Here is a 25805-nt window from a genome sequence, read left to right as displayed (position 1 = left end):
AATATGAATTTCAATTTCCCAAGCATTGGACTTAGAACAATCAAAACTGCTATTGCAGTGTTTCTATGCTTATTATTTTTCCCAAGCGAACCATTTTTCGCTTGTTTAACAGCTGTTTTTTGTGTTCAAGATACAGTTTCTAATTCTATTAACATGGCTATAAATAGAGCCTTGGGAACAGTTTTAGGAGCTGTGGTTGGACTCATATTTCTACTAATATGTAGATTCTTTATTTACAATATATCTACATATTTTTTTAGAAAATTCCTAGTTTATTTTACAATTGCAGTAGGGATTATTATAGTAATTTACTTATGTAATGTAATTAAGAAAAATGGTGCTATAAACATAGCATGTATAGTTTTTCTAGCAGTTACTACAGTTCATGCATTTGGTAATCCAATTTATTATACTCTTAATAGAATTATAGAAACCTTATTTGGTATATTTATAGCTTTGATAGTTAATAAATTTATATTACCACCTAAATAAAAGCAGAGCTTTTATAATTGATAATGGGTAATGCACAATGCATTCTTTAAAGTGTAAAACATGAAAATAAGGAGAAGAATTCCCTTTATCTAATTTTTCTCCCTATCTCTTACTTCTTCTATATTAACTCTTACCTATTTAAACTTCTCTTGTTTCGTGCTTTAAGAATTCTTTTTCTTCTTCATTTAAATACGGGCTTAGTTTTTCAAATACCATCTTGTGATAATCATTTAGCCAAGTTTTTTCTTGTAATGATAGCATTTCTACATTAACCCCTTCTAAATCTATTGGGCAGTAGGATATAGTTCTAAATTTATAGAATTCCCCAAATTCTTCTGATACTAAATCTTTTTCTACTATAATAGTATTTTCAGTTCTTATACCGTACTTTCCTTCTTTATATACACCTGGTTCATTTGTTATGACCATTCCTGGTTCTAATTCTGTTGAATTTCCCATAGGTCTTATAGCTTGAGGCCCTTCATGAACATTTAAGAAGAATCCTAAACCATGACCAGTCCCACATTTATAATCTATTCCATAATCCCAAAGGGGCTTTCTTGCTAATACATCTAAATTAAGACCTGTAGATCCTCTTAAAAATCTAGCTGTTGATAATGCTATGTGTCCTTGTAATACTAATGTATAGTCTCTTTTTTCTTCTTCTGTAATTGGACCTAATATGAATGTTCTTGTAATATCAGTAGTTCCATCTAAATATTGAGCACCTGAATCTAAAAGAAACATACCTTCTGGCTTTAGTTCATAATCACTAGCTTCTGTTGCTGAATAGTGCATCATAGCTGCATGTTCTTTATAACCTGCTATAGTTCCAAAGCTATCTCCTTTATAATTTTCTCCTTCTGCTCTAAAGTCTCTTAATTTATTACTTGCTGATATTTCGGTAATCTTTTCTTTTCCTATATTTTCCTTTAGCCATTTTATGAATTTAACCATAGCTACTCCATCTCTTACTTGAGAGATTTCCCAATTAGCTATTTCTACTTCATTTTTTATAGCCTTTAAATTAGTAGTTATATTAGTTTCTCTTATTAACTTTACTTTATCATTCAAAGCTGTAAATATTTTAGCATTTAATCTCACTTCATCGAAAATAACCGCTCCATTTAAAAGTTTTACATCCTCTTCAATTTCATCATATTCTTTAATTATAAAACCTTCATTATAAAGCTTATTCTTAGTTATATCATCTAATTTATTATTATTAATATAAAGTTTAGCGTAATCTTTTCCAACTACTACATAAGCTAATGCTACAGGATTAAACTTAATATCATTACCTCTTATATTACATAGCCATGCTATATCATCTAAAGAAGATAATATATAAAAATCTCCCTTTTTACTTTCCATATTTTTTCTAACTTCCTTTAGCTTTTCACTAGAAGATTTCCCTGCATATTTTTCATCATGAATAAATATTTTATCTTGAGGTAGCTCTGGTCTATCAGTCCATATATTATCTAATAAATCATTACCCATATTGATATTAAAGCCAATTTCCTTGGCAATATTTAAGTATCCTTCATATTCTTTAACTGAAAATACCTTCCCATCAAAGCCCAAAGTTTCATTAGCCTTTATGTTACTTCTTATCCACTCTTCAATAGTTGGATAACCTGGAGTTCTTATTTTCATAAGAGAAATTCCACTACCATTAAGCTCCTTATCAGCTTGGATAAAATATCTACCATCAGTCCAAAGATATGCTTCCTTCCTTCCAACTAAAAGAGTACCTGCTGAACCAGTAAAACCAGAAATAAATTCTCTACCTTTAAAATATTCAGCAACATATTCACTTTGATGTGCGTCACTACTTGGAATAATATAATAATCTATATTTTCTCCTTTCATAACTTCTCTAAGCTGTTCTAAGTTATTCATGCTTTTGCCCCCTAATTCTATTTTCAAAATATTTTTACTATATAATTTACTATAGTCTATAATATATAACTTTTCAATTTATTATACATACCCATCTTTTTAAATGAAATTTAATCTAAAAAAAGGAGCTGCCTTAGCAACTCCAATTTATTATTCTACTTTTTTCCCAAGGATTTGTACTCCTAAGTAAACTGCTATAAGTGCTATTGGAAGTACTATATACCATTGTACTCCAAATCCTGCTGGTATATAACCAAAGACTATAGTAATGCCAGATACAAATAATGCATACCACATTTGTGTATTAACGTGAGCTATATGATTACATCCAGCTCCCATGGATGAAAGAATTGTAGTATCTGATATAGGTGAACAATGATCTCCAAAAATTGCTCCAGTTAATACTGCACTTGTACTAACTATAACATAACTCATTTCTGGATTCATTGAATAAGCTAATGGAATTGCTAAAGGCATTAATATTCCCATAGTTCCATAGGCTGTACCTGTAGCAAAGGATATTATTGCAGATAATATAAATATTAAACTTGGAAGTAAAAAGTTTGGTAATGAACCTGAAAGTAATGTAACTAAATACTTAGCAGTTCCTAAATCTTTAATTACTGAACTCAATGACCAAGCTAATAATAATATTACTCCTGTTATTAGTAATGGTTTCATTCCATCTATCCATGTTTCTATTGCTTCTTCAATAGTAAATATCTTCTTACCTACTCCCATAGCTATAGCAACTATACTTGCTACTATAGCAGATTGAAATAATGCTACTGATGCATCTGATGCACTAAAAGCTTCTTGTATTGCCCTAAAGGATAGTGGAGAGTTTGTCATTATTTCTTGTAATGCTATATTTTCTCCAGTCATTATAGAAGAATATCCACTATAATAGAAGCAAATTAATGCAGTAGCTACTAATGTTCCTATTGGTATAATAGCATTCCACACACTTAATTTAATTCCTTCCTTAGGCTCAAGCTCTGAATGTTCTATACTTGAATTTAATATATTATTTTTACATTCTTTTATTTCTTTTCTTCTGGCTTCTATTTCAGCCTTATACATAGGTCCAAAATCCTTTAATAAGAAAGATGTAATAAATACGAAAAATAAAATTAATATATTATAAAATCTATATGGAATAGTTTGTAGGAAAACTCCAAAAGCATCTACTTGTTGTCCTACACCATTTATAAAAGCATCATTAATTAATCCTACTTCTAAGCCTATCCAAGTTGATACAATTGCAAGGCCTGCTATAGGTGCTGCTGTTGCATCTATAATAAAAGCAAGTCTTTCTCTAGATATTTTCATCTTATCTGCCACTGGTTTCATAATAGGTCCAACTATTAATGAGTTTGCATAGTCATCAAAGAAAACTGTTAATCCTAATAAAAGTGTAACTAATTGCGCACTCTTAGCTGTTTTTGCTTTTCTTGCTAGAGCTTCTGCTATAGCCTTAGCTCCACCCATTTTAGCCACTAAATGTATAACCCCACCTATTACTAATACCTGAAGTATTATACCTGCATTCCATGGATCAGCTAATGAATTTAAAACTCTTGATACAAAATCTAAGAAAGAATTAATTAAAGCCATTATAAAGGAATTATCTACTAAGTTAACTAAAAAAGCTCCTACAATTGTTCCTATAAATAATGATATTATTACATTCTTAGTTAAAAAAGCTAAAGCTATTGCAACTATTGGTGGTATTAATGTTAAGAATCCATAATGATTAGCATTAGCTGTAGCAGTGTCAACTTCTGCTGCAAAAACCACTGAAGTGGATAGCAAAACCATCAACAAAGTCATTATTAAAACTTTGATTTGTCTTTTGTTTTTCATACTAAGTCCCCCTTAAAGTCTTGTAAATAATTAAAGGGCAGAATTTTTTATTTATTATTTTTATAATCTTAAAATATATAAATATAAAAATAGTTTTCCACACATTTAAAGAAAATATAATATTATAAATAATTAAAAAAGCCTTGAGTATCAACTCAAGGCTAGAATATGCTTACTAAAAATAAGATTAAATTCCCTAAGTGATAGCTCCCCACAAATTTACTTTGTGACAGTGATACATATATTCTATGTAACCCCAGCCATATGATATTAAAGCATTAATCATACGCTTCGGCGATAATTCCTTTCCTATTAAATCATAGTGCTTATCTCATTAATAGTACTTTTAAGTATCGCGCCTCTACCCCGTCTTTATTTACATTTAATTTACATAAATATTGTACAATTATTACTTGAATTTTGCAACCTATATCTATAATTGTCTATAAATTATTTTTAGCCATAAATTCTTCAATTTCATCTATAGTTTTAATCATTTCTTTAGTTAATACTTCATGTCCTTCTTCTGTAATTAAAACATCATCTTCTATTCTTATGCCTATTCCTTCTTCTTCAATATAGATACCTGGCTCTACAGTATAAACCATACCTGGCTTAAATATTACATTTCTATTTTCAAGTTCTATATCATGAGTATCCATACCTAAACTATGTCCAATACTATGGTAATAGTATTTTGATACCTCTTCTTTATTTGTAATAAGGCCTAATGAAACACATTCTTCAGCAATCCATTCCTTAGCTTTTTTGTTTAATTCTAAAAAGCTTGCTCCTGGTTTCATTTCTGATATTACTCTTTCATTTACTTTAAGAACTGCGTTATAAACTTCCTTTTGTCTTTCTGTAAACTTACCACTTACAGGGAATGTCCTTGAAATATCTCCATTGTAATACTTATATTGAGCTCCTAAATCAAATAAAATTAAATCTCCATCTTTTATTTCAGAATCATTAGTTACATAATGTAAAACTGTAGCATTTTTCCCTGCTGCAGCAATAGTTTTAAATGCTAAATCTTTAACTCCATTCTTCTTACATACAAAGTCAAAATAGGCTTCTAGCTCATATTCCTTAATTCCATCTTTAGAATTTTTCATAAGCTCTTTTACACCTTCTATAGTTATAGCTATAGCTTTTCTTATTCTATTAACTTCTTCTTCAGTTTTTATAAGTCTTAATTCTCCTATTAATCTATAAGCATTTAATATATTTATATTAAAATACTTTTCTTTAATTTCCTTTATAAAATTATATGACTTATTTTCCTTCTCTAAATCTAAATATATATTAACCTCTTCTTTATTAAGAATAGTTCTTTCTATAAAACTATTAAAATCACCTAAGTAATTAACCTCTTCAATTCCACAAATATTGAATACCTCTTCTTTTCTTATAGTTTTACCTTCCCACTTTTCTCTAATAGCATCAACTTCTTTTATAAATAAATATTCTTTAATTTCTCCATTTATTTTAGATAAAACTAAAATATGTTCTTCTTCTTCAATGCCTGTTAGATAATAAAAATTTCTATTTGGTGTAAATTGATAATTCTCATCAGCTGTTTTTTTAGGTGCTTTACCTGCAAACAGTATAAGTAAAGAATTATCTTTAATTTTATTTAATACCTTATGTCTATTATCTTTAAAAAAATCTTTTTTCACTTTAACACTTCCTTTATTATTCCATAGCTAATACTTTAACACTTACTACATTTTTTAATCCCCTTAACGTATTTACTAAATGCTTTAAATCTTTTTTCATATTTGATATATCTAATGTTATTGTTACATTAGCTGCCATATTTATTGGTATATCCTGATTAATAGTTAATATATTTCCTTTGTTAAATGCAATGCAATCTAAAACCTTAGATAAGGTTCCAGCCTCATGTGATAGTAAAACAACTAAGGTTATCTTCTTACTATTTAACCCCTCTGTCATTGGAAATATATGATCTTTATACTTATAGTAGGTACTTCTACTTATTCCTGTTTTCTTTACAGCCTCACTTATATCTTTTGCTTTTCCCGTCAAAAGATTCTCTTTAACTTCTAGTACCTTTATGAAAATTTCTGGCATAATTTTATTGCTTACAATATAAAATTTTTCTGAAGCCATTCCCTCACCACCCTTAGTAAAATAAAAAAGCTATATAAATTTTATTATATAGCTTATCTAAACTAAAATACATATTATTCCTAAAGTTATTTATATCAATTTTTTAGATTTTTTACTTCTATTTATATATACCTTTAAAACTGATACTATAATAGAAGTCACTCCACCTAAAGCAAAAAATAATTCTATATTATTAAAAAATAGTCCTAATACTACTCCTACCCCTACACCATAGACTAAATAAATTGATAAAACCTTTATCTCATCATCTGTTAAAAATAAATTTTCAATCCATTTCATCTATTTCCCACTTCCCTCCTTATTCTTATAAATATATTATAATTCACTTTCATTATTAACTAGTTACAAAAATATTACATATTTATTATTTTTTATATTTTTGAATTATTTGCAATAATTTACATCAATAGTTTTGAAACTAAGAAAATTGATATTATTATAGCAGTTAAATCAGCTAATACCGCAGCCCATAATGTATGCCTTATTTTCTTTATTTGTACCGCTCCAAAATATACAGTTATAGTATAAAAAATAGTTTCAGTAGTTCCCATAATTACTGATGCTATTAGTCCTATGTAGCTATCTGGACCATAAGTCTTTACTATATCGGTCAATATTCCTATAGCACCACTTCCTGATAGAGGTTTAATTAAAACCAAGGGGATTATTTCTTTAGGTAGTCCTATTAAACTACCTACTGGTGCTATCATATTATTTAATAAGTCTAATAACTTTGCTTCTCTAAAAATATTAACTGCAATTATCATTGCTAAAAGATATGGAAATATATTAAGGCAAACCTTCAATCCTTCCTTAGCTCCTTCAATAAACCATTCATATACCTTTTTACCCTTAATCATCCCATAAGTTATAATAATTACTACTATTATAGGGATTATACTTTTTGTTATATACTGAAACATAAATAAAATCCTCCTTAAAAGTATCTTTGTAATATCTTACAAAGAACTACTCCTGTAATAGCAGCAAATGTACTTGCTAAAACTGCTGGCAAAATAATTGATCCAGGATTACTAGAACCTACTGCTGCTCTTATAGAAATAACTGTTGAAGGTACTAACTGTATACATGCTGCATTTAAAACTAAAAATAAACACATATCATTAGAAGCTGTACCCTTTTCCTTATTAAGCCTATCCATTTCCTGCATTGCCTTTATTCCAAAAGGGGTTGCTGCATTACCTAATCCCATCATATTTGCTGTTATATTCATAACTATAGCACCTAAGGCCTTCTCATCCTTAGCTGCTTCCTTAAAAATAATCTTTAAAAGTGGCCTTAATAATTTTGCTAATTTGTTTGTAAATCCACTTTTTTCTGCTACCTTCATAACACCACACCAAAAGCACATAAGTCCAACCAAGCCTATAATCATAGATACTGTTGAATCTGCAGAATTAATAATGGATTTTGATATAACCTCTCCATTACCTGTAAATAATCCCACCAATATTCCTAAAAATATCATAATAAACCATATATAATTTATCAAAATTCCACCTCTTACTAATTTCTTCTATTAATATATGACTTGAATATGCTATTTATTAGTGATAGGATGAATATATGTAATATAAATTATGTTTAAATACATAAAGGAGATAATTTATGAAGGAATCAAATTTAAAACTAGCTCAACAAGATATAGATGATGCTCTAAAAACAGTAGAAGATATGGTTAGCTTTATTGATGAAACTGATCTTCCAAAAGAAAAGCTAAGAGAAAAATTTCTTACTTTAACTGAAAAAGTTCAAGAATTAGAAAACATATTAAAAATTGAAGGTATTATATAATCGTACATAAAAAACAATGGATTTGTTAGATTATTATTACAAGATAACATTTTAATAAATTCTAAGAAATTAAAAAACAACTTCCTTAAGAAGTTGTTTTTTTTGACCTTAACCCAAATTTCTCAATGATTAGTTACCCATTCTAATCAAATATACTTATATTATACACAGTTGAAATTTGAAAACGTTTAATGACTTGTAGTATTAATTATAACATGGTTTTTATTTCCTAACAATACATAACTTCTAAAAAAATTGTAAACATTTATTAAATATTTGTAAATATATCCAAAAATGATATTATTTATAAAAATAGAAGTGTAGATATTAATCTACACTTCTATTTAAGTTCTTATTTACAACTATCTCTTTCTATTAGTGTATAATCAAGAACAAATTGAGATTCCTCTAATTCTCTCTTACTAAGCATTTTAATAAGCATTCTCATAGCTACTGATCCCATATCATAACTTGGTTGTTTTATAGTAGTTATCTTTGGATAGAACTCAGATGACATATTGTTATCATTAAATCCAATAACGCTTACGTCTTCTGGTACTCTCTTTCCTACTTCTCTTAAGGCATTTATAACACCCATAGCAATTTCATCTGATGCGCAAACTACTGCATCATACTCTTTCTTGCTATCTTCAAAGTATTTTACAGCTTCGTATCCACTTTTAACTTTTAATCCTCCAAAGTATACTAAGCTCTCATCTACATTGATATCCTTATCATTAAGTGCTTCTTTATAACCTATGTATCTATCTCCCCAAGCATTCATATTCTCTTTTTTTGCACCTGCAAAAGCTATTTTAGATAGTCCCTTGTCTAAAAGATAGTTTGTTGCTTCTTTTGAGGCCTTAGTATTATCTATAGTTACACTTGGTAAACTTTCTTCTTTATCTTTAGTTTCTACTAAAACAGTAGTTAAATTTAATTCATTAATAATATTTAAAGTTTCTTCTTGTAGAGATGAGCTCATATAAATAACCCCATCAACCATTTTTTCTCTTAGTACTCTTAAATATTCTTTTTCCTTTTCAATATCAAAATCTGAATTACATAAGATGACGTTATAATCATAAATATTAGCCACATCTTCTGCTCCCCTAACTATCTCAGGATAAAATCCACTTGATATGTCAGGAACTAAGATTCCTACTGTCTTCGTTCTTTGAGTTTTTAAACTTCTTGCTACAATATTAGGTCTATAGCCTAGCTTATTAATGGCATCTAAAACCTTTTTCTTCGTGTCCTCGTTTACAACATCTATGTCGTTTAAAACTCTAGAAACAGTAGCAATTGATACTCCAGCTTCTCTAGCAACATCTTTTATAGAAGTAGCCATAACACATCACTCCAATTTTTATTTTTTAATCTTTTTTATCTCATTTTAACAATAATTATACTATTTGCAAATACTTTATACAATATTCTAAGTTATTCTTTATAATAACTCACTATAAAATAAGTAAAAAGTTAGAAATTCTATAGAAACTTCTAACTTTTTAACATAAAATTATTCTACTTAATTACTTTAACTGTCATATTTAATTTTTCACCATTAATAACAGTTTCAGTGTAATCAGCATCTTCATTTATAACAATTTCTTGAGTTAATGTTTCTCTCTTTATTACATCTGAATATTTGTTAATGATATTAATTAACATATCATTTCCTGCAACAAATAATTTTATCTTATCTGCAACTTCAAAACCTTTTTCTTTTCTCATATTTTGTATCTTTGAAGTTATTTCTCTTAATTGTCCTTCTTCTTTTAATTCTTCTGTAATTGTAGTATCAAGAACAACTCCGATTTCACCTTCGCCAGCAAAAGCATATCCTTCTAAACCTTGCATAGTTACAAGAACACTTTCACTATTTAATACTATATCAGTTCCATCTACAGTAATAGTTTCAGTTTCACCTGATTGTAATTTTTGAGCTAATTCCATTTGGTTTCTTGAAGCTATTTCTTTTCTTATTCCTGGAATTAACTTACCATATTGTCTTCCAAGAACAGGCAGGTTAGGCTTGATTTCAAAGTTAACATGTTCTGATAAATCAGCTCCAAATTCTACAGTCTTAATATTAAGTTCATCTTTTATAATATCTCCATAATAAGCTGGAATAGCTGCTGTTGAAAGTAACATCTTAGAAAGTGGCTGTCTATTCTTAATATTAGCACCATTTCTAGCACTTCTACCAAGTTTAACTATTGTATAAGCTAAATCCATTTCCTTTTCTAAGTTTTCATCTATTGCACTTTCATCAACTGATGGCCATGAACATAAATGTACACTTTCTGTAGCAGATTTATCTAATCCTACAACTAAATTTTGATAAATTTCTTCTGTTACGAAAGGTACAAATGGAGCTGCTATCTTAACTAAAGTAGTTAAGACTCTATATAATGTAACATAAGCACCAATTTTATCATCTGATAAATCTTCTGACCAATATCTTGCTCTATTTCTTCTTACATACCAGTTTGATAACTCATCTGTAAAATCTTCAATAGCTAATGCAGCTTGAGTTATTTGATATGATGCTAAGTTTTCATCTACTTCCTTAATTAATGTGTTAAGCTTAGACATTATCCACTTATCCATAACATTTTCTGATTTGAAATCTTTATAGTCTAATGGATTAAACTTATCTAAATCAGCATATAAAACATAGAATGAATATACATTCCATAAAGTGCTTAAGAACTTTCTTTGAGCTTCTTGAACATCATCAATAGAGAATCTTGTTGGAAGCCATGGTGCGCTTGCAGTATAGAAATGCCATCTTGTAGCATCTGCACCTTGTGAATCTAATACATCAAATGGGTCTACTACATTTCCCTTTGACTTAGACATCTTTAAGCCTTTTTTATCTAAAACGTGACCTAAAACTATACAGTTTTCAAATGGATTAGTATCAAATATAGCTGTTGAAATAGCTAATAATGTATAGAACCATCCTCTTGTTTGGTCAACAGCTTCTGAAATAAATTGAGCTGGGAAGTTCTCTTCAAATAGCTCTTTATTTTCAAATGGATAGTGTAATTGAGCAAAAGGCATAGATCCTGAATCAAACCAACAATCAATAACTTCAGCAGTTCTAGTCATTTCTTTTCCACATTCAGAACACTTAAGCTTAACACCATCTATATATGGTTTATGAAGCTCTATATCCTCTGGAACATTAATTCCCTTTTCCTTTAATTCAGCTATACTTCCTATACATTCTCTGTGACCACATTCACATTCCCAAATAGGAAGTGGTGTACCCCAGTATCTATCTCTTGATATACCCCAGTCAATAACATTTTCTAAGAACTTACCAAATCTACCTGTTCTTATGTTATCTGGGTACCAATTAATCTTATTATTATTTTCTAAAAGCTTATCTCTAAGCTTAGTCATTGCAACAAACCAGCTTTCTCTTGGATAGTAAAGAAGTGGTGTGTCACATCTCCAGCAGTGTGGATAAGAGTGAGTATGCTTTTCAGCTTTAAACAATTTATTTTCTTCTTCTAAATATTTAACTATGCTTTCATCGCACTTCTTAACAAACTTCCCTGCCCATGGTGTTACTTCTTCTACAAAGTTACCACTAGCATCTACTAAGTTTATAAATCCTATTCCATTTTGCTTAGCAACAAAACTATCATCTTCACCATATGCAGGTGCTATATGAACAATACCAGTACCATCTGATAAAGTTACATAATCACCATGAATAACTTCAAAAGCTTTTCCATCAACTTTTCCAAATGGAAGCAATCTTTCATATTTTGTTCCTAATAATTCAGTTCCCTTAAATTCCTTGATTACTTCGTAATCTTCTCCTAATACTTTTGTAGCTAAATCTTTAGCAACTATTAATGTTTCATCACCAACTTTAGCTTCAATATAATCATATGCTTTATTTACACATAAAGCTAAATTTGAAGGTAATGTCCATGGAGTTGTTGTCCATGCTAATATATATTTATTATCTTCTCCTTGAACCTTAAACTTAGCTATAGCAGTTAAATCCTTAACATCCTTATATCCTTGTGACACTTCGTGAGAAGAAAGTCCAGTTCCACATCTTGGGCAATATGGCATTACCTTATGTCCCTTATATAAAAGTCCTTTTTCCCACATTTGGCTTAATGCCCACCAAACAGATTCTATATATGAGTTGTGATAAGTAACGTAAGGCTTCTCCATATCTACCCAGTAACCTATTTGATCAGTCATCTTTTCCCACATATTAACATAAGTGAAAACTGACTCTTTACATTCTTTAACGAATTTTTCTACTCCATAGCTTTCTATTTGCTCTTTTCCTGAAATACCAAGTTTCTTTTCTATTTCAAGTTCTACAGGAAGTCCATGAGTATCCCATCCAGCTTTTCTTATAACTTTATACCCCTTCATAACTTTATATCTTGGGATAATATCCTTCATAACTCTTGTTAATACGTGTCCTACGTGAGGTCTTCCATTTGCAGTTGGAGGTCCATCATAGAAAGTGAAATACTCACCATCTTGATTCATATCAAAATTCTTTTTAATTACGTTATTTTCTTTCCAAAGATCTGCTACTTCTTTTTCCATACCAACAAATCCTTTTGGTAATTCAACCTTTTTGTACATATCTAAACTCCTTCCGTTAATTAATTTATATCTAAAAGCTATTGCTTTAAGGTTATACTTTTTCTTCTTATAATAATACTAAATACATTTTACATTATTAACTATAAAAAGCTAATTATGCAGATTTCTCTTTATATTAATATTAATAAAGTATTATATAATAAAAAAGCCCCGCCCAATAGGACGAAGATATTCGCTATACCACCTAAGGTTATAAGTTTTTTATAAGCATAAAAAAACTCTTATTTTCGAGTACAAACATACTCTATCCCTTAACGCAGGCTAACGTGAAAAACTTAATCAGCTATATAACCTTTCAGCCTCAAACTCATAGGTGATTTTCCTTAATTTTCTCTATGACTTCACACCACACAGCCACTCTCTTAAAGTATCCAATTAAGTACTTTTCCTAATCACAGTTTTTAAATTTACAAATTATATACCTATTCTACTACAAAGTAAAATATTATAAAAGTCTATATTTAAGAATATTTTCATAAATTTAAGAAAAAAGTTAATAATATTATTAATATAATAAATTAATTTAATATTAAAAATTAATTAATAATTTTTATCAATTAGTATTGACTTTCTTTATTGCTATATTTATAATATAAGCATAAAGAATAAATATTAAAAATTTATTTTTTATCCCCTTTATTTTCCTTAATCTATTTCTTTATATTAGGAGGAAAGATAAGTGGAAAATAACTTAAACGAACAAGTCCTTGATAAGATTACTAAAGTTTGTACTTGCAAGGCAATACCAAGATCCAAAATTAAAGATGCAATCAAAGCCGGAGCACACACTGTAGCAGAAGTTTCTAAGGCAACAGGAGCTTGCACAGGTGGTTGCAGAGGCTACAGATGTACCCCTACAATCCAAAATTTGATTGATAAGCATCTGGAAAACAACTAATATAGTTCCCCCAAACTATATTAGCATATAGATTATATCTCCCCTAAAACCACCTGTCTTAATAACAGGTGGTTTTTTTATTTTCAAAAAATTTTCATTGTTATTCCATAGTTTTTAAAGCTATCTTTTGATAAATTAATATGTTCTAATTCCTTACTAGGCTCTTCTTTGCTAATGCTTTTAGTATTAGCTTCTATTAAAGCATTTTCTAAGTATCTTCTTATTCTTTTTGGTGTTGGTATCACAATTGCCTTAATTATCATAATAATCTCCCTAAAAATTCTTTACATTATAAATATATTTTATTAAATAAGCATTATTCATCTATATTTTACTTTAAGTATTTCCCCCTATCCCCTATACTTAATTTGCAATTATGTTATAATTTTATAGAACTTATTATGGAAGGAGCTATATTATGGCAAGTAAGTTTTTTTTACATAAAGGGAAAAATAAAAGAGCTGAACAAGGCAGACCTTGGATATATATTGATGAAATAAATGAATATGATGGCGATTATGAAAATGGTGATATAATTGAAGTATATAATCACAAAAATTACTTCATAGGAAAAGGTTATATTAATGATAGAAGTAAGATAACTATTAGAATTATGACTAGAGATATAAATGAAGAAATAAATTATGATTTCTTTAAAAGAAGATTTGAAGCAGCATATGAATATAGAAAAACTGTTATAGACACTTCATCTTGTAGACTTATATTTGGAGAAGCTGACTTTTTACCAGGCTTAACAGTAGATAAATTTGAAGACTACTATGTAATTCAAATATCAACTTTAGGAATGGATAAGTATAGAGACTTAATAGTTAAAATATTAGTTGATGAATTCGGAGCTAAGGGTGTTTACGAAAGAAGTGATATTAAGACTAGAGAAATAGAAGGTCTTGAACAAACTAAAGGTTTTTTAACTGAGCCTTTCGATACTAATATAGAAATAATTGAAAATGGTGTTAAGTACATAGTTGACTTAGAAAATGGCCAAAAAACAGGCTTCTTCTTAGATCAAAAGGAAAATAGAGCAGCTATGCATAGAATCTGTAAGGATAAAGAGGTATTAGATTGCTTTACACATACTGGTTCCTTTGCATTAAATGCAGGTATTGCAGGTGCAAAATCAGTATTAGGTATTGATGTATCTCAACATGCTATAGATTGTGCTAGAAAAAATGCAGAGCTTAATAACTTACAGGATACAGTTAAATTTGAATGTCATAATGCTTTTAATGTTCTTGGAGATTGGTCAAGAGAAGGAAAGCAATTTGATGTTGTTATCTTAGATCCTCCAGCCTTTACAAAATCAAGAAATACAATTAATTCAGCTATTAGAGGCTATAAAGAAATAAATCTTAGAGGATTAAAAATGGTTAAACAAGGTGGCTACTTTGCAACTTGTTCTTGTTCACATTATATGAGTGAAGAACAATTAAAGAAAACTGTATTAGAAGCTGCTCATGATGCTAGAAGAACTTTAAGACAAGTAGAAATAAGAACTCAAAGTGCAGATCACCCTATTCTATGGAACTCTGATGAATCTTATTATCTTAAATTCTTTATATTCCAAGTTTTTTAAAATTAAATGGCAAAGACGACTTAATTAGTCGTCTTTTTTAACTTCAGAATTATAAATATCCACAAGGGTTTTAATTTTATCCACATTATATGCCATTATAATGTTAGTAAACTACTTTTTCTTAAAAAATTCTTTAGCAAGAATTCCATACATTGAGTAATCACATATTCCTTGGTTATTTATATCAGCTTGTCTCATTGTTCCCTCATATTTCATACCACACTTCATCATTACTTTTCCTGAGTTTGGATTATTAGGATCATGTCTTGATTCAACTCTGTTAACACCAACTTCTTCAAAGAAATATTTAATTAATGCTTTTAGTGCCTCTGAGGTTATTCCCTTATTCCACCACTTCTTACTTATACAATATCCTATGTGAACCATATTAACTCTTTCATTACTATCTACAGCACCAATGCTTCCAATAGGCTCATCAGCATTTTCTTTTATTGTAATAGCCCAATTATAAGAATCCTCATTTTTATAATCATTAATCCAATCTTGTAAAATATCTTTTGTTAATTCTATACTACTATGTGGAGGCCATGTTAAAAATCTTGTAACCTCTTCATCAGAAGCCCAATTTTTATACATAGCTTCAGCATCTTCCATTTTAAATCTTCTTAAAATTAACCTTTCTGTTTCTATAGTCTTAGTTCCTAAATTCTTCATATATTACACCCCAATTATATTTATTTTATATTTTATTTTCTATTTTTTTCAATCCATTGAACTGCAAAGTCTACAATATCTCTTTGCTTCATAAATCTTATATCTGCATTCCCAACCTTAGTTTTACTTACATTATATTTTTTCTCAAATTCATCACCTATATCTGTAAAGTCTTCTCCATCAACATATAGGGTCGAGTAGGTAATCCATTGACGTTTACCATCTTTAATTACTGCACAACTATTTTCCTCCATATGCTTTGATGGATAATCTGCTCTTTCATCTGCTAGATGCATAGAAGTATTCTTATCATAATCCGTTCCTAATAATAAAACATGTCCATTTAAATTATATAGTTTTGCAATTGGTGACGTTTCCCCAAAAATATCACTTAAATCATGATTACTTACAAGATATTTAGCATTTTTCCCCCAAGCAGCTACAGATCTAACAGGATGATCACTTCGTAATGTACCTGGCCATTTTCTAAACATTTCTGCTACTGCCCCCATTGAATTTGTTGGAGTAATATCTTTATCATAAGCTGGCCAATTATCCCTAATAATATTCCACCACTCTTTAGGTTCCTGCCAGTGTACACCATAAGCTGGGTCCATGTTTTTCCATGTCTGTGTTGGCATCATTATAGTTCCACCCTCCCCAACAACCTCTATAAGTGCTTCAATTATAATTTGTGGTCCACCACATACAAATCCAAAACTCTTCATGGAAGTATGAACCATAATATTTTGTCCACTTTTAACACCTATCTCTCTTAGAGCATCTACTATATCCTTTTTTATTAATATTTTTCTATTATCCATAATTCTCTCCCCTCCTTTTTTATACTATTAATCCCATATATTTATTAAATTAATTTGATTACTATTTAACAACCTTTTCCATATCCTACTACCAACCTAGCTACCTGTCAATAATTGTATAATAAAAAGGAGCTGTGGCAACAGCTCCTAAATTAAAAATGTAGAATGTAAAATGTAGAATTATTGATGTAATTCCAAAGGAATTACTAAAAAGATATATATTTTAGAAACTCCTAAATAGTATAATCCCCTTATGGTAGACAAATATAAAAAGACCTTTATAATTAGGTTAAATATTTGTTTACTATGGAGGGGATTGTTTATGAGTAAGGTTCAAAAAAAATATACAAAAGAAACTAAATTAAAAGCAGTTGATATGTATTTAAATAAACATATAGGAGCAAATACAATTGCAAAGGAATTAGGTTTAAGTGAAAAAAAGAGGGTTTATGATTGGGTAAAAAAATATCAAGCTGAAGGTGATAAAGCTTTCGATATTGAAAATAGAGGTAAAAAATCTAAAATTCAAGCTAATGGCTCACGGAAAGGGCGACCAAAGACTAAATTTTCATCAATAGAAGAAGAAGTTGAGTATTTAAGAATGGAGAATGAATTCCTAAAAAAATTGCAAGCTCTGATAAAAGAATAAAGCGAATTAATATCTACAAAATTATATTTTTATTATCAGAGCGATATTGTATTTCTCGCCTTTGCCTATTGGCAAAAGTAGCGCGTAGCTCCTATTATAAGTGGCTTAAACGTAAGGATATAGTTACAGAAAAGGATATCCAAGATAGAATAATTAAGAGCCATATACTAGATATACATAATAAATACAGAGGAACTTATGGAAGAAAGAGAATATGCATTTATCTTAATAATATATTAGGAATTGAAATCAATCATAAGCGTGTATATAGACTAATGAATGAAATGAATATAAAAGCTGTTATACGTAAAAAAGTATATAAGCATAAGTTTAAACCTGCATCAGTAGCGAAGAATATATTGAATAGAGACTTTGCAGCAATTAGACCGTTAACGAAGTTATGCATGGATATAACATATATTCCTCTAGATAAATCTAGTCGTCGATTTTTATATTTAAGTGCAGTAAAAGATTTATATAATAATCAAATTATTGCTTATAACATGAGTACTCGAAATGATGTAAAACTAGTTAATGATACATTAGAGCAGCTATATGATCTACAATTGAAAGAAGGATGTATATTGCATACAGATCAAGGATTTCAATATACAAGAAAAGCTTATTGCGATGATTTAAAAAGGCATTGTATTACTCAGTCCATGTCTCGTCGTGGAAACTGTTGGGATAATGCTCCTATTGAAATATTCTTCGGTCATTTAAAATCAGAATTAATATACTTAAGTAAAACACAAGGAGCGGAAAATATAATAAATGAAATCAATGAATATATTTGGTTTTATAACAATGAACGAATACAACTAAAATATGGCATGAGTCCTATTCAATATAAGTCTCATGCCGCATAAAGAGTCTTTTTCCTATTGTCTACTTGACAGGGCCAAGTTTAAAAGGAGTTTCTTCTTTAATTTTACATTTTTCATTATTCATTTTACATTGTGCGACAGCACCTTAGGTTTTATATACTAATTATAAAATTCTTGTGTTGCATAATATGTATCTCCTGCTTTATATACACCTATTCCTATGCTACTAAAATTTGATGATAATATATTATCCTTATGACCTTGAGAATTCATCCAATTACTCATAAATCTATTTGCTAAAGCACCATAATCAGTTAAACCTTCAATATATGCAATATTTTCGCCCCAGGCTCTATAAGATATTCCATCAGCCTTAATTATTTGATTCATATATACCCCATCAGGATTTACATGATTAAAATAACCTCTATCTCCCATATCTTTTGATTTTATCCTTGCATAATACTGCATATTTGCATTATAGCTTAATTGTGTTAGCCCAGCTTCTTCTCTTCTCTGATTCACAATTTGAAAAATAGCTTGTTCAATATCACCTATATAGTTACTATTGTCTATAGCTACAGGTTGTGGTGCTGGTGTTACGGGCTGTGGTTCTGAATTTTTAGGTTGTAGTTCTGGTACTTCAGGTGGAGCTATGTTTTCAGTAGCAGAATTATTATTAGTTGGTTCTGAATTGTTAACTTCTGGTGCATTTTGTACTACTTCTGGTTTATTTACAACTTTTTCATTAGTATTTTCTTTACTCTCTATAGTTTTAGACTCTAAATTCTCCTCATTAGAATTAGTATCATTATAATTTACTTCCTCTTCCTTATCCAATTTATCTGAATTTTCCTCTATAACTTCTGCTTTTACTACTTTTTCTTGGGTATTTTCCTTATCGGAATTTAAGAAAATTCCACTTATAGCAACTACAGTAGCTAATCCCATTGATAGAACTAATGTTGCTAATCTTGATTTAATCATTTGTTAAGCCTCCCATAATTAAATGCATTGTTTTATAATTTATTCTTTACATGTATTTAATTGATAATTTCTATCAATTATAACTTAATGAGAGTATAATGTATACTTTTTTTATTAATATTATTACTTTTGATCATATTTACTCTATAATTTATCAATTCATAATATTCATAGGGTAATATTTTTATAAATTCCTAGAAAATAAAAAAATCCAGCTAAAAAGCTGGATTAAAATTTTTATCTATAGAATTCTTGTGTTGCATAATAAGTATTTCCTATTTTGTATACTCCAATTCCTATACTACTAAAGTTCGTTGATAATATATTAGCTCTATGTCCTGATGAATTCATCCAATTATCCATAAACTTAGTTGCTAAAGCACTATTACTATTTGTACCTTGAATATATGCAATATTTTCTCCCCAAGCCTTATAGGAAACCCCATCTGCCTTCATTTGAACAGTTATTAAATTTCCTTGCTTATCTTCATGAGAAAAATATCCATTATCCCCCATGTCCTTAGATTTAATTCTCGCATAATGCTCCATAGTTGTATTATAGCTTAATGCTGGAAGTCCAGCTGCTGATCTTTCCTGATTAACCCTTTGGAATATAGCTTGTTCTATTTCTGCTATGTAATTGCTCTCTGAAACTACAGGAGTATCACTAGGAGTCTCAGATGGTTTATTAGTATCTTGTGATGGTTTATTACTTGGAGTATTAGTATTAGTGTTAGTATCATTTGAAGGCTTATTATATGATGGTTTATTATATGAAGGTCTATTTGATGGCCTTCTATAGCTTGATATTCCTTCTACTCCACTTTCTTCTTCTTCAGTAGAATTCTCTATTTCATCACTTGAAATCATATTATCATCATTTATTAAAACTTCCTCATTAATAGCACTGTTATTAGTATCAGTGTTACTTGCATTAGTGTTACTTGTATTAGTATTACTTGCTTCTCCATTGATTATATCTTTTGAGGCTTCTTCTTTATTTTCATTTTTTACTATATTGTTTTTAGGTACTTCTTTATTAGAATTTACGAAAATACCTCCTACACCTAATGTAACTACCAATCCTATTGATGATATTACCATAATTAATTTTGATTTAATCATTTGTAAATCCCCCTTCAGATTTCTTGTTCCGTGTCCCCATCATAGTAACATAATAAATGCCTGTCCCAAATATGAGTTAGTTTCTAATTATTGAAAATATTCTAACTTTAGTTATTATTTAATTCTTATTGATTTTTTTACCACTAGGTTTTTTTATATTTTTATAAATTATATTTTTATATAAGCACTATGGCTATTAATTAGCATGGTTATCAAAATAAGACGGATTTATTTCACTGAATAAATCCGCCTTATTCATCACAACATTTTCATATTATCCTTATTTTATCCATGGAATAACTACCATAAATTTTCTACTATACTTATCACTCTATTGTGAATTCCCAACTTCCCTTTTGCAATACATCTAATTCATTTATATTTACACTTATATTTCCTGTCAACTTTTCATATATATTTAAATCTTCATAATATATATATATATCTCCAATCATATTCTCTCTATCTCCCATACCACTGCTTGCTCTTGAGGTATCTCTCATTAAGTATATTAATCTATCATTAGAAGCACTATTTGAAATATCTAGACAAATAACTATATTGTTTTCTTCTTTTTTAATTTTAGTAATACTTACTGTATCTTCAATCCCCTCAAAAGTTAATTCCTTGTCTAAAGTATAGTCTCCATTTTTCTCGGGATCCTTAAGTCTTATCTTTGTAGGAGTATTTAAAGTATAGTTTAAATCAACTTCTTCTACTTTAATATTAATTTTTCCACTATAATCCTCTAAAATTTTATATTCTCTACCTGTTCCTTCATTACTTGGTTCAAAGCTTAATAAATTTCCATTTTCATCTCTTACTTCTTTAATTTCTATATGGTCAACCCTAACACTATAATCTTTAGACAATAATGAACTTTCATCACTCCAAAGTCTAAAATACCTCTTACCTTCTATATAGTAACTAGTTCCCCCTATTAATATTCCATTATTAGTAGTGTTGCCTCCGATGTAATTATAATCGTACTTATATTCCGCTTTATCTAAAGATATTTCCTTTAATGAAACATCTTCATACATTAAAACAAAATCTTTTGCCTCAATTCCTCTTATATCTATTCCAAATTCTATAACAGTATTATTTCCACCACCACCAATTACATAGCCGTCATAGCCTTTAATTTCTCCATTTTCTAATTTTATTCCAATGTTAGATATAATTTCTTTAGCTTCTACAGGATATGACTCTCCTATGATTTGAATAAATAGTGCTTCTCCATTATTACTTATACTTCTAACTAGCATTTCTTTATTATTTATGCTTACTGTAAATGGATCCTTTAACATATATAAATCTTTATCCTCTTCCACAGAAATAATTCCATAGGCAGGATTAAAAGCTAACTTTTCTTTTATTTTAGCTATTACATCCTTTCCAAGAGGAGATATTAAAAATATAAAGCTAATGAATATTAATGCCACTATTAAATACTTTCTTCTATTACCAAATGCTTTCCTTTTAGTGATTTTTCTAATTCTTTTTAATTCAAGATCACTCAGAGAGGTTTCCTCTATAGGAATTTCAACTTCTATATCATTTAAAATTTCATAGATATCTTTATCTTTCATTTTATAATACCTCCTCTTCCCCATAAAATTCTTTTTTTAGTTTTTGTCTGCCCCTAAATATTCTAGTATTTATATTATTTATTGTTATACCTATGGACTTACTTATTTCACTGCTTGATTCTCCCAATAGAAACTTTCTAATAAATATACTTTTATCTGGTTCATCATAGGACAATATAATTTTAATTAGCCTTTTAGCTTCTATATTACTTATATAATCATCCTCTAAACATCTTTTATCAGGCATATCCTCATCAGCAACTTCATTATTAACTTTTCTAGAGTATTTTCTAAAATAATCTATAGATTTATATTTAGCTATTCCGGCTATCCAACTCTTAAATTTATATCTATCTCCTTTGAATTTATATCCATTTTCCCAAACAGCAATGAATACGTCGCTTATACACTCCTCTATTATGCCTCTATCATCTATTGATATAAGTGTTTTTCTGACTATTGTATTAACTAGTCCACTATAATTATCTATAATATAATCCAATGCCTTCGGATGTTTTTTCTTCAAGTGTTCTATAAAACTATTATCACTAATTCCCATCTCATCACCTCTATTTATCTCTTCACCTTTTATATCGAAAATAAAAAAGAAATATTACATTACTTTTAAAAAATAAAAACAAAAGATGGCTAAACTAATGTTTAGCCATCTTTTACCGAAATAAATTCTATAATATAGGAGCTTAATTATTTATATATTATATTATTAGAAGTGTGGAGCTTTTAATAATATATTTATTTACTAATTGATATTGATTATCAATCTAATATTATAATATATCTTTTTATTTTTCTTGTCAACACAAAATTTAAAATATTTGAAAAATAATTATAAATTATTTAAATTTTTATACTTTTCAAACTTTTAGAAAACTTAGGTACTATATTTATAATATCTTTTTGACAACAATACTCTAAATCCTTTAATAAATTTAAGGCTTTTAAAATATTATAATGAGTAGCTTCTTTTATATAGCTAATTAAATTAGTGTTATTTTCATAAATATACTTTGCTGTTTTAGCTATATCTGAAAGATCATTATTATCATTATCACATAAAAGACTTATCATATAGCCTGAACAAATAAAGTCATCCATAGAAAATTCCCCATTTGTTCCTGCATTAACGAAAACCACATCTTTATTATATTTCTTTAGCTCCCTTACAACGGCTTTAGCATTTATTATAGCTCCTATAAGTATTTCCTCTGCTTTTAAACTTAAATTAATTGCTCTTGTTCCATTAGTGGTACTTAAAATTATACTCTTTCCTTGAACCTTATCTGAATTATACTCTAAAGGTGAATTAGAAAAATCAAAGCCATCTATTTTTACAGCCTTTCTTTCACCTCCAAGTAGTGGATTTATTCCATTCATTATAAGTTCTTCTTTCTTTTTCAAAGCCTCTTCTATAGTAAGTATAGGAAATACTTCTTTAGCCTTATTTGCTAAAGCAGTTATTATTACTGATGTTGCTCTTAGCATATCAATAACAACTACAACCTTATTTTCTAAATATTCTTCTTTTATATTATCAGCAGAAATAATTATATCTAATTTCATATAAATTCCCCCAATTATATATGGCTACTTAAAATCCTTACCTTGCCATATATCATTATCTTCTAAAGCTTTATCTATAGCATTTAAAACTTCCCATTTTTTAAGACTCCACATTGGACCTATTAATAAGTCTCTAGGTGCATCTCCTGTAAGTCTATGAACTACCATTTCTTCTGGTATTCTTGCTATGCCTTTACAAACTAAATCTATATATTGTTCTTGAGTTAATAGTTTTAGTTCTCCACTTTCGTATTTCTCTACCATTTTAGTTCCCTTCATTAAATGAAGTAAATGGAATTTAATTCCCTTAGCCCCTGAATGTGCTATGTAATCAACAGTCTTTAACATATCTTCTTCTGTTTCTCCTGGTAGCCCGAAAATCGTATGAGCAACTACTTCAATATTTCTTTCAAGTAATCTTTTTAATGTATTATCGAAAACTTCAAAATCATATCCTCTATTAAATTCTCTAGCAGTTTTATCATTTATAGTTTGTAATCCAAGTTCCACTATTAAATATGTCTTTTCATTTAATTCAGTTAAATAATCTAAAACATCGTCATCTATGCAATCTGGTCTTGTTGCAATAGATATGGCAACTACATTTTCTTGAGATAATGCTTCATTATACTTTCTTCTAAGTTCCTCAACTGGAGCATAAGTATTAGTATATGCTTGGAAGTAAGCAATTAATTTACCGTCCTTCCACTTTTTCTCCATCATATCTTTTCTATCTTCAAATTGCTTAGTTATTGATAATATTCTGCTTCCTGCAAAGTCCCCTGATCCTCTTGCACTGCAGAAAGTACATCCACCTTTTGCAACTTTACCATCTCTATTTGGACAATTAAATCCTCCATCTAAAGATATCTTATATACTTTTTCATCAAATTTACTTCTAAGATAATAATTTAAACTATGATATCTTTTATCATTCCACTTTTTCATAATTCCTCCAAAAAATAAAAGTACCACTTTATTTATTTAAGTTGTACTTTTATTCTACTACATTATTTATATATGTTAAGGGTTTTCTATATTTTTTTAATTTCTTTTTCTTCTATATCCACTTTATATTCACCAAGAATATCTTCATTTATACCTTCTGCATTATCTTTACTAGTTACCTTAATATTAAATTCATCCTTTTTAAAATCAAGAAGATGAATGTTATATTTATCATCCTTAAACATTTCATCAAAATTTAACTGTATTAAATCACCACTAGCACTGTTATATACCTTTATTCTCTTAACTAAGTTAGAATTTAAATACTCAGTAATTAAGTATCTCTCTTCATAAGTAAATACTAAATTATCTATTTTTACTCCATTATACATATCTATAGGAATTACTTTCTTTGCTATAGGTTTATCAAGTAAATCTTCTAGGTTACTTGTTTCATTAGTTCTTTCTTGATTACTATTTCCCCCTTCATCGCCCTGACTACTTGCACCTTGTACTTCTTTGCTTTCTTGAATATATGCAATAGATATAAAAGCCCTACTTCCACTTATAGTTGATATTGCTATTTTTTTACCCTTATATCCTAATGATATTGGTCCAAAATTATCTGATGGTACCTTTTCTTTATAAAGCATAAGCTCATTTTCCTTTAAGTAAGCGTCCTTTGGAATATTACTTAAAGAAATAATTAAATCACTTTTCCCTCCGTCTTCGCCAATAATGCGTAAAGCTTTATTTTTAACAAATACTTGTTTTAAATTTGTAGCCTTTATTTCATCTATTTTATAATTATCCTTTTCTTTTATAACTTTAATTGCATAATTATCTAAATCACATTTAGGCTCAGCTGATGAATTTCTTATTACATTAAATATTATAAATGCTGACTTTGAAGATTCTATTACATTATCAGGAGCATATGCTATTATTTCTGAAGTTCCTGTTGATATATTTTTGTTGCTACTTAGTAATTTTTCTGTACACATTTTATTAGCTGCTTCTATATCATTATTTTTAATTAATCCCAAATATTCATCTGCAAAATCAAAGGCTTTTTGTAGACTAAATATATCTATTTCTTCTGCTTTATCCTTTGTTTTTGAACATGCTGAAAGCATCATTAATAAAAATAGCAATAAAGAAGATAATGATAAAATTCTTTTTTTCAACTTAATTCCTCCTTAAACTTC

At 28.6% G+C, this 25805-nt stretch carries 25 protein-coding genes, 1 riboswitch and 1 other annotated feature; of the genes, 6 read left to right on the top strand and 19 right to left on the bottom strand.

Features of this window, described 5'->3' with window-relative positions; all coding sequences use genetic code 11:
• The first annotated feature begins 3 nt into the window (after positions 1–3).
• On the top strand, positions 4–492 hold the full coding sequence (locus ACFYH6_RS00660) for an FUSC family protein (RefSeq protein ID WP_416179784.1): 489 nt from the start codon (positions 4–6) through the stop codon (positions 490–492).
• A 138-nt stretch (positions 493–630) separates the two neighbouring features.
• Here the strand turns inward: ACFYH6_RS00660 and ACFYH6_RS00655 are convergent, their stop codons facing one another.
• The 7 genes from ACFYH6_RS00655 to ACFYH6_RS00625 form a co-directional block, all read right to left on the bottom strand.
• Positions 631–2397, bottom strand: a complete 1767-nt coding sequence (locus ACFYH6_RS00655; RefSeq protein WP_416179783.1) for an aminopeptidase P family protein — start codon at positions 2395–2397, stop codon at positions 631–633.
• A 150-nt stretch (positions 2398–2547) separates the two neighbouring features.
• Positions 2548–4263: a Na+/H+ antiporter NhaC family protein gene (locus ACFYH6_RS00650; protein ID WP_416179782.1), complete on the bottom strand. Its 1716-nt coding sequence runs from the start codon at positions 4261–4263 to the stop codon at positions 2548–2550.
• A 196-nt stretch (positions 4264–4459) separates the two neighbouring features.
• Positions 4460–4635, bottom strand: a riboswitch (Lysine riboswitch).
• Between the two features lie 71 nt (positions 4636–4706).
• A complete protein-coding gene (locus ACFYH6_RS00645; RefSeq protein WP_416179781.1) occupies positions 4707–5945 on the bottom strand; it encodes an aminopeptidase P family protein in 1239 nt (412 codons plus the stop codon).
• A gap of 16 nt (positions 5946–5961) precedes the next feature.
• The gene (locus tag ACFYH6_RS00640) at positions 5962–6402 is read right to left on the bottom strand and encodes an ACT domain-containing protein (RefSeq protein ID WP_316344889.1); all 441 of its coding nucleotides are present in this window, start codon (positions 6400–6402) and stop codon (positions 5962–5964) included.
• 90 nt (positions 6403–6492) lie between these two features.
• Positions 6493–6702, bottom strand: a complete 210-nt coding sequence (locus ACFYH6_RS00635) for a hypothetical protein (RefSeq protein ID WP_416179780.1) — start codon at positions 6700–6702, stop codon at positions 6493–6495.
• 119 nt (positions 6703–6821) lie between these two features.
• The gene (locus ACFYH6_RS00630; protein ID WP_416179779.1) at positions 6822–7346 is read right to left on the bottom strand and encodes a spore maturation protein; all 525 of its coding nucleotides are present in this window, start codon (positions 7344–7346) and stop codon (positions 6822–6824) included.
• 14 nt (positions 7347–7360) lie between these two features.
• The gene (locus tag ACFYH6_RS00625; protein WP_316344893.1) at positions 7361–7936 is read right to left on the bottom strand and encodes a nucleoside recognition domain-containing protein; all 576 of its coding nucleotides are present in this window, start codon (positions 7934–7936) and stop codon (positions 7361–7363) included.
• Positions 7937–8052: 116 nt separating this feature from the next.
• On the opposite strand from ACFYH6_RS00625, the gene ACFYH6_RS00620 reads away from it, so the two are divergent.
• Positions 8053–8238, top strand: a complete 186-nt coding sequence (locus ACFYH6_RS00620) for a hypothetical protein (RefSeq protein ID WP_316344894.1) — start codon at positions 8053–8055, stop codon at positions 8236–8238.
• A gap of 352 nt (positions 8239–8590) precedes the next feature.
• On the opposite strand, the gene ACFYH6_RS00615 is transcribed toward ACFYH6_RS00620, so the two are convergent.
• Together ACFYH6_RS00615 and ileS are read right to left on the bottom strand one after the other, a co-directional pair.
• Entirely contained in the window at positions 8591–9589 is a 999-nt protein-coding gene (locus ACFYH6_RS00615) for a LacI family DNA-binding transcriptional regulator (protein WP_316344896.1), read from the bottom strand.
• Between the two features lie 176 nt (positions 9590–9765).
• Positions 9766–12876 (bottom strand): isoleucine--tRNA ligase, encoded by a 3111-nt coding sequence (ileS, locus tag ACFYH6_RS00610; protein WP_416179778.1) that lies wholly within the window; start codon positions 12874–12876, stop codon positions 9766–9768.
• A gap of 176 nt (positions 12877–13052) precedes the next feature.
• Positions 13053–13302, bottom strand: a binding site (T-box leader).
• 274 nt (positions 13303–13576) lie between these two features.
• Between ileS and ACFYH6_RS00605 the strand changes: the two genes are divergently transcribed.
• Positions 13577–13795: a (2Fe-2S)-binding protein gene (locus tag ACFYH6_RS00605; RefSeq protein ID WP_008681498.1), complete on the top strand. Its 219-nt coding sequence runs from the start codon at positions 13577–13579 to the stop codon at positions 13793–13795.
• An 83-nt stretch (positions 13796–13878) separates the two neighbouring features.
• On the opposite strand, the gene ACFYH6_RS00600 is transcribed toward ACFYH6_RS00605, so the two are convergent.
• A complete protein-coding gene (locus ACFYH6_RS00600) occupies positions 13879–14058 on the bottom strand; it encodes a hypothetical protein (protein WP_416179777.1) in 180 nt (59 codons plus the stop codon).
• A gap of 155 nt (positions 14059–14213) precedes the next feature.
• On the opposite strand from ACFYH6_RS00600, the gene ACFYH6_RS00595 reads away from it, so the two are divergent.
• Positions 14214–15389 (top strand): class I SAM-dependent rRNA methyltransferase, encoded by a 1176-nt coding sequence (locus ACFYH6_RS00595; RefSeq protein ID WP_416179776.1) that lies wholly within the window; start codon positions 14214–14216, stop codon positions 15387–15389.
• A 111-nt stretch (positions 15390–15500) separates the two neighbouring features.
• On the opposite strand, the gene ACFYH6_RS00590 is transcribed toward ACFYH6_RS00595, so the two are convergent.
• Complete coding sequence (locus tag ACFYH6_RS00590) at positions 15501–16064, bottom strand: GNAT family N-acetyltransferase (protein ID WP_416179775.1); 564 nt, start codon at positions 16062–16064, stop codon at positions 15501–15503.
• Between the two features lie 32 nt (positions 16065–16096).
• Entirely contained in the window at positions 16097–16888 is a 792-nt protein-coding gene (locus ACFYH6_RS00585; RefSeq protein WP_416179774.1) for an aminoglycoside N(3)-acetyltransferase, read from the bottom strand.
• Between the two features lie 322 nt (positions 16889–17210).
• On the opposite strand from ACFYH6_RS00585, the gene ACFYH6_RS00580 reads away from it, so the two are divergent.
• Both ACFYH6_RS00580 and ACFYH6_RS00575 read left to right on the top strand, forming a co-directional pair.
• Entirely contained in the window at positions 17211–17537 is a 327-nt protein-coding gene (locus ACFYH6_RS00580) for a transposase (protein WP_316345662.1), read from the top strand.
• A complete protein-coding gene (locus ACFYH6_RS00575; RefSeq protein ID WP_316345663.1) occupies positions 17501–18406 on the top strand; it encodes an IS3 family transposase in 906 nt (301 codons plus the stop codon). Before ACFYH6_RS00580 ends, ACFYH6_RS00575 begins: the two co-directional genes overlap by 37 nt.
• A 117-nt stretch (positions 18407–18523) precedes the next feature.
• On the opposite strand, the gene ACFYH6_RS00570 is transcribed toward ACFYH6_RS00575, so the two are convergent.
• The 7 genes from ACFYH6_RS00570 to ACFYH6_RS00540 all read right to left on the bottom strand — a co-directional run bounded on the left by ACFYH6_RS00570 (position 18524) and on the right by ACFYH6_RS00540 (position 25784).
• Entirely contained in the window at positions 18524–19351 is an 828-nt protein-coding gene (locus ACFYH6_RS00570; RefSeq protein WP_416180241.1) for a CAP domain-containing protein, read from the bottom strand.
• A 237-nt stretch (positions 19352–19588) separates the two neighbouring features.
• Positions 19589–20476 (bottom strand): CAP domain-containing protein, encoded by an 888-nt coding sequence (locus tag ACFYH6_RS00565; RefSeq protein ID WP_416180242.1) that lies wholly within the window; start codon positions 20474–20476, stop codon positions 19589–19591.
• Between the two features lie 326 nt (positions 20477–20802).
• Positions 20803–22068 carry a hypothetical protein gene (locus ACFYH6_RS00560; protein WP_416180243.1) on the bottom strand — a complete coding sequence of 422 codons (1266 nt, stop codon included), beginning with the start codon at positions 22066–22068 and terminating at the stop codon, positions 20803–20805.
• 1 nt (position 22069) lies between these two features.
• A complete protein-coding gene (locus ACFYH6_RS00555; RefSeq protein WP_416180244.1) occupies positions 22070–22627 on the bottom strand; it encodes a sigma-70 family RNA polymerase sigma factor in 558 nt (185 codons plus the stop codon).
• Positions 22628–22926: 299 nt separating this feature from the next.
• The gene (locus ACFYH6_RS00550) at positions 22927–23649 is read right to left on the bottom strand and encodes a 2-phosphosulfolactate phosphatase family protein (protein ID WP_416180245.1); all 723 of its coding nucleotides are present in this window, start codon (positions 23647–23649) and stop codon (positions 22927–22929) included.
• A gap of 24 nt (positions 23650–23673) precedes the next feature.
• Positions 23674–24597: a TIGR01212 family radical SAM protein gene (locus ACFYH6_RS00545; RefSeq protein ID WP_316343430.1), complete on the bottom strand. Its 924-nt coding sequence runs from the start codon at positions 24595–24597 to the stop codon at positions 23674–23676.
• A gap of 86 nt (positions 24598–24683) precedes the next feature.
• A complete protein-coding gene (locus ACFYH6_RS00540) occupies positions 24684–25784 on the bottom strand; it encodes a hypothetical protein (RefSeq protein WP_416180246.1) in 1101 nt (366 codons plus the stop codon).
• Between the last annotated feature and the right edge of the window lie 21 nt (positions 25785–25805).

Origin of the sequence: Clostridium sp. HCS.1, from assembly GCF_047900555.1 — a bacterium.
GTDB lineage: Bacteria > Bacillota > Clostridia > Clostridiales > Clostridiaceae > Clostridium.
Note: the sequence above shows the minus strand (reverse complement) of the source record. Positions and strands in the feature narration are given on the sequence as shown.

Bases quoted from the DNA above. Each gene is read 5' to 3' on its own strand.
- ACFYH6_RS00640 (WP_316344889.1), bottom strand. From the start codon at position 6,402: ATGGCTTCAGAAAAATTTTATATTGTAAGCAATAAAATTATGCCAGAA.
- ACFYH6_RS00655 (WP_416179783.1), bottom strand. From the start codon at position 2,397: ATGAATAACTTAGAACAGCTTAGAGAAGTTATGAAAGGAGAAAATATA.
- ACFYH6_RS00635 (WP_416179780.1), bottom strand. From the start codon at position 6,702: ATGAAATGGATTGAAAATTTATTTTTAACAGATGATGAGATAAAGGTT.
- ACFYH6_RS00600 (WP_416179777.1), bottom strand. From the start codon at position 14,058: ATGATAATTAAGGCAATTGTGATACCAACACCAAAAAGAATAAGAAGA.
- ACFYH6_RS00660 (WP_416179784.1), top strand. From the start codon at position 4: ATGAATTTCAATTTCCCAAGCATTGGACTTAGAACAATCAAAACTGCT.
- ACFYH6_RS00585 (WP_416179774.1), bottom strand. From the start codon at position 16,888: ATGGATAATAGAAAAATATTAATAAAAAAGGATATAGTAGATGCTCTA.
- ACFYH6_RS00545 (WP_316343430.1), bottom strand. From the start codon at position 24,597: ATGAAAAAGTGGAATGATAAAAGATATCATAGTTTAAATTATTATCTT.
- ACFYH6_RS00570 (WP_416180241.1), bottom strand. From the start codon at position 19,351: ATGATTAAATCAAGATTAGCAACATTAGTTCTATCAATGGGATTAGCT.
- ACFYH6_RS00630 (WP_416179779.1), bottom strand. From the start codon at position 7,346: ATGTTTCAGTATATAACAAAAAGTATAATCCCTATAATAGTAGTAATT.
- ACFYH6_RS00620 (WP_316344894.1), top strand. From the start codon at position 8,053: ATGAAGGAATCAAATTTAAAACTAGCTCAACAAGATATAGATGATGCT.
- ACFYH6_RS00590 (WP_416179775.1), bottom strand. From the start codon at position 16,064: ATGAAGAATTTAGGAACTAAGACTATAGAAACAGAAAGGTTAATTTTA.
- ACFYH6_RS00560 (WP_416180243.1), bottom strand. From the start codon at position 22,068: ATGAAAGATAAAGATATCTATGAAATTTTAAATGATATAGAAGTTGAA.
- ACFYH6_RS00565 (WP_416180242.1), bottom strand. From the start codon at position 20,476: ATGATTAAATCAAAATTAATTATGGTAATATCATCAATAGGATTGGTA.
- ACFYH6_RS00595 (WP_416179776.1), top strand. From the start codon at position 14,214: ATGGCAAGTAAGTTTTTTTTACATAAAGGGAAAAATAAAAGAGCTGAA.
- ileS (WP_416179778.1), bottom strand. From the start codon at position 12,876: ATGTACAAAAAGGTTGAATTACCAAAAGGATTTGTTGGTATGGAAAAA.
- ACFYH6_RS00555 (WP_416180244.1), bottom strand. From the start codon at position 22,627: ATGGGAATTAGTGATAATAGTTTTATAGAACACTTGAAGAAAAAACAT.
- ACFYH6_RS00550 (WP_416180245.1), bottom strand. From the start codon at position 23,649: ATGAAATTAGATATAATTATTTCTGCTGATAATATAAAAGAAGAATAT.
- ACFYH6_RS00580 (WP_316345662.1), top strand. From the start codon at position 17,211: ATGAGTAAGGTTCAAAAAAAATATACAAAAGAAACTAAATTAAAAGCA.
- ACFYH6_RS00615 (WP_316344896.1), bottom strand. From the start codon at position 9,589: ATGGCTACTTCTATAAAAGATGTTGCTAGAGAAGCTGGAGTATCAATT.
- ACFYH6_RS00650 (WP_416179782.1), bottom strand. From the start codon at position 4,263: ATGAAAAACAAAAGACAAATCAAAGTTTTAATAATGACTTTGTTGATG.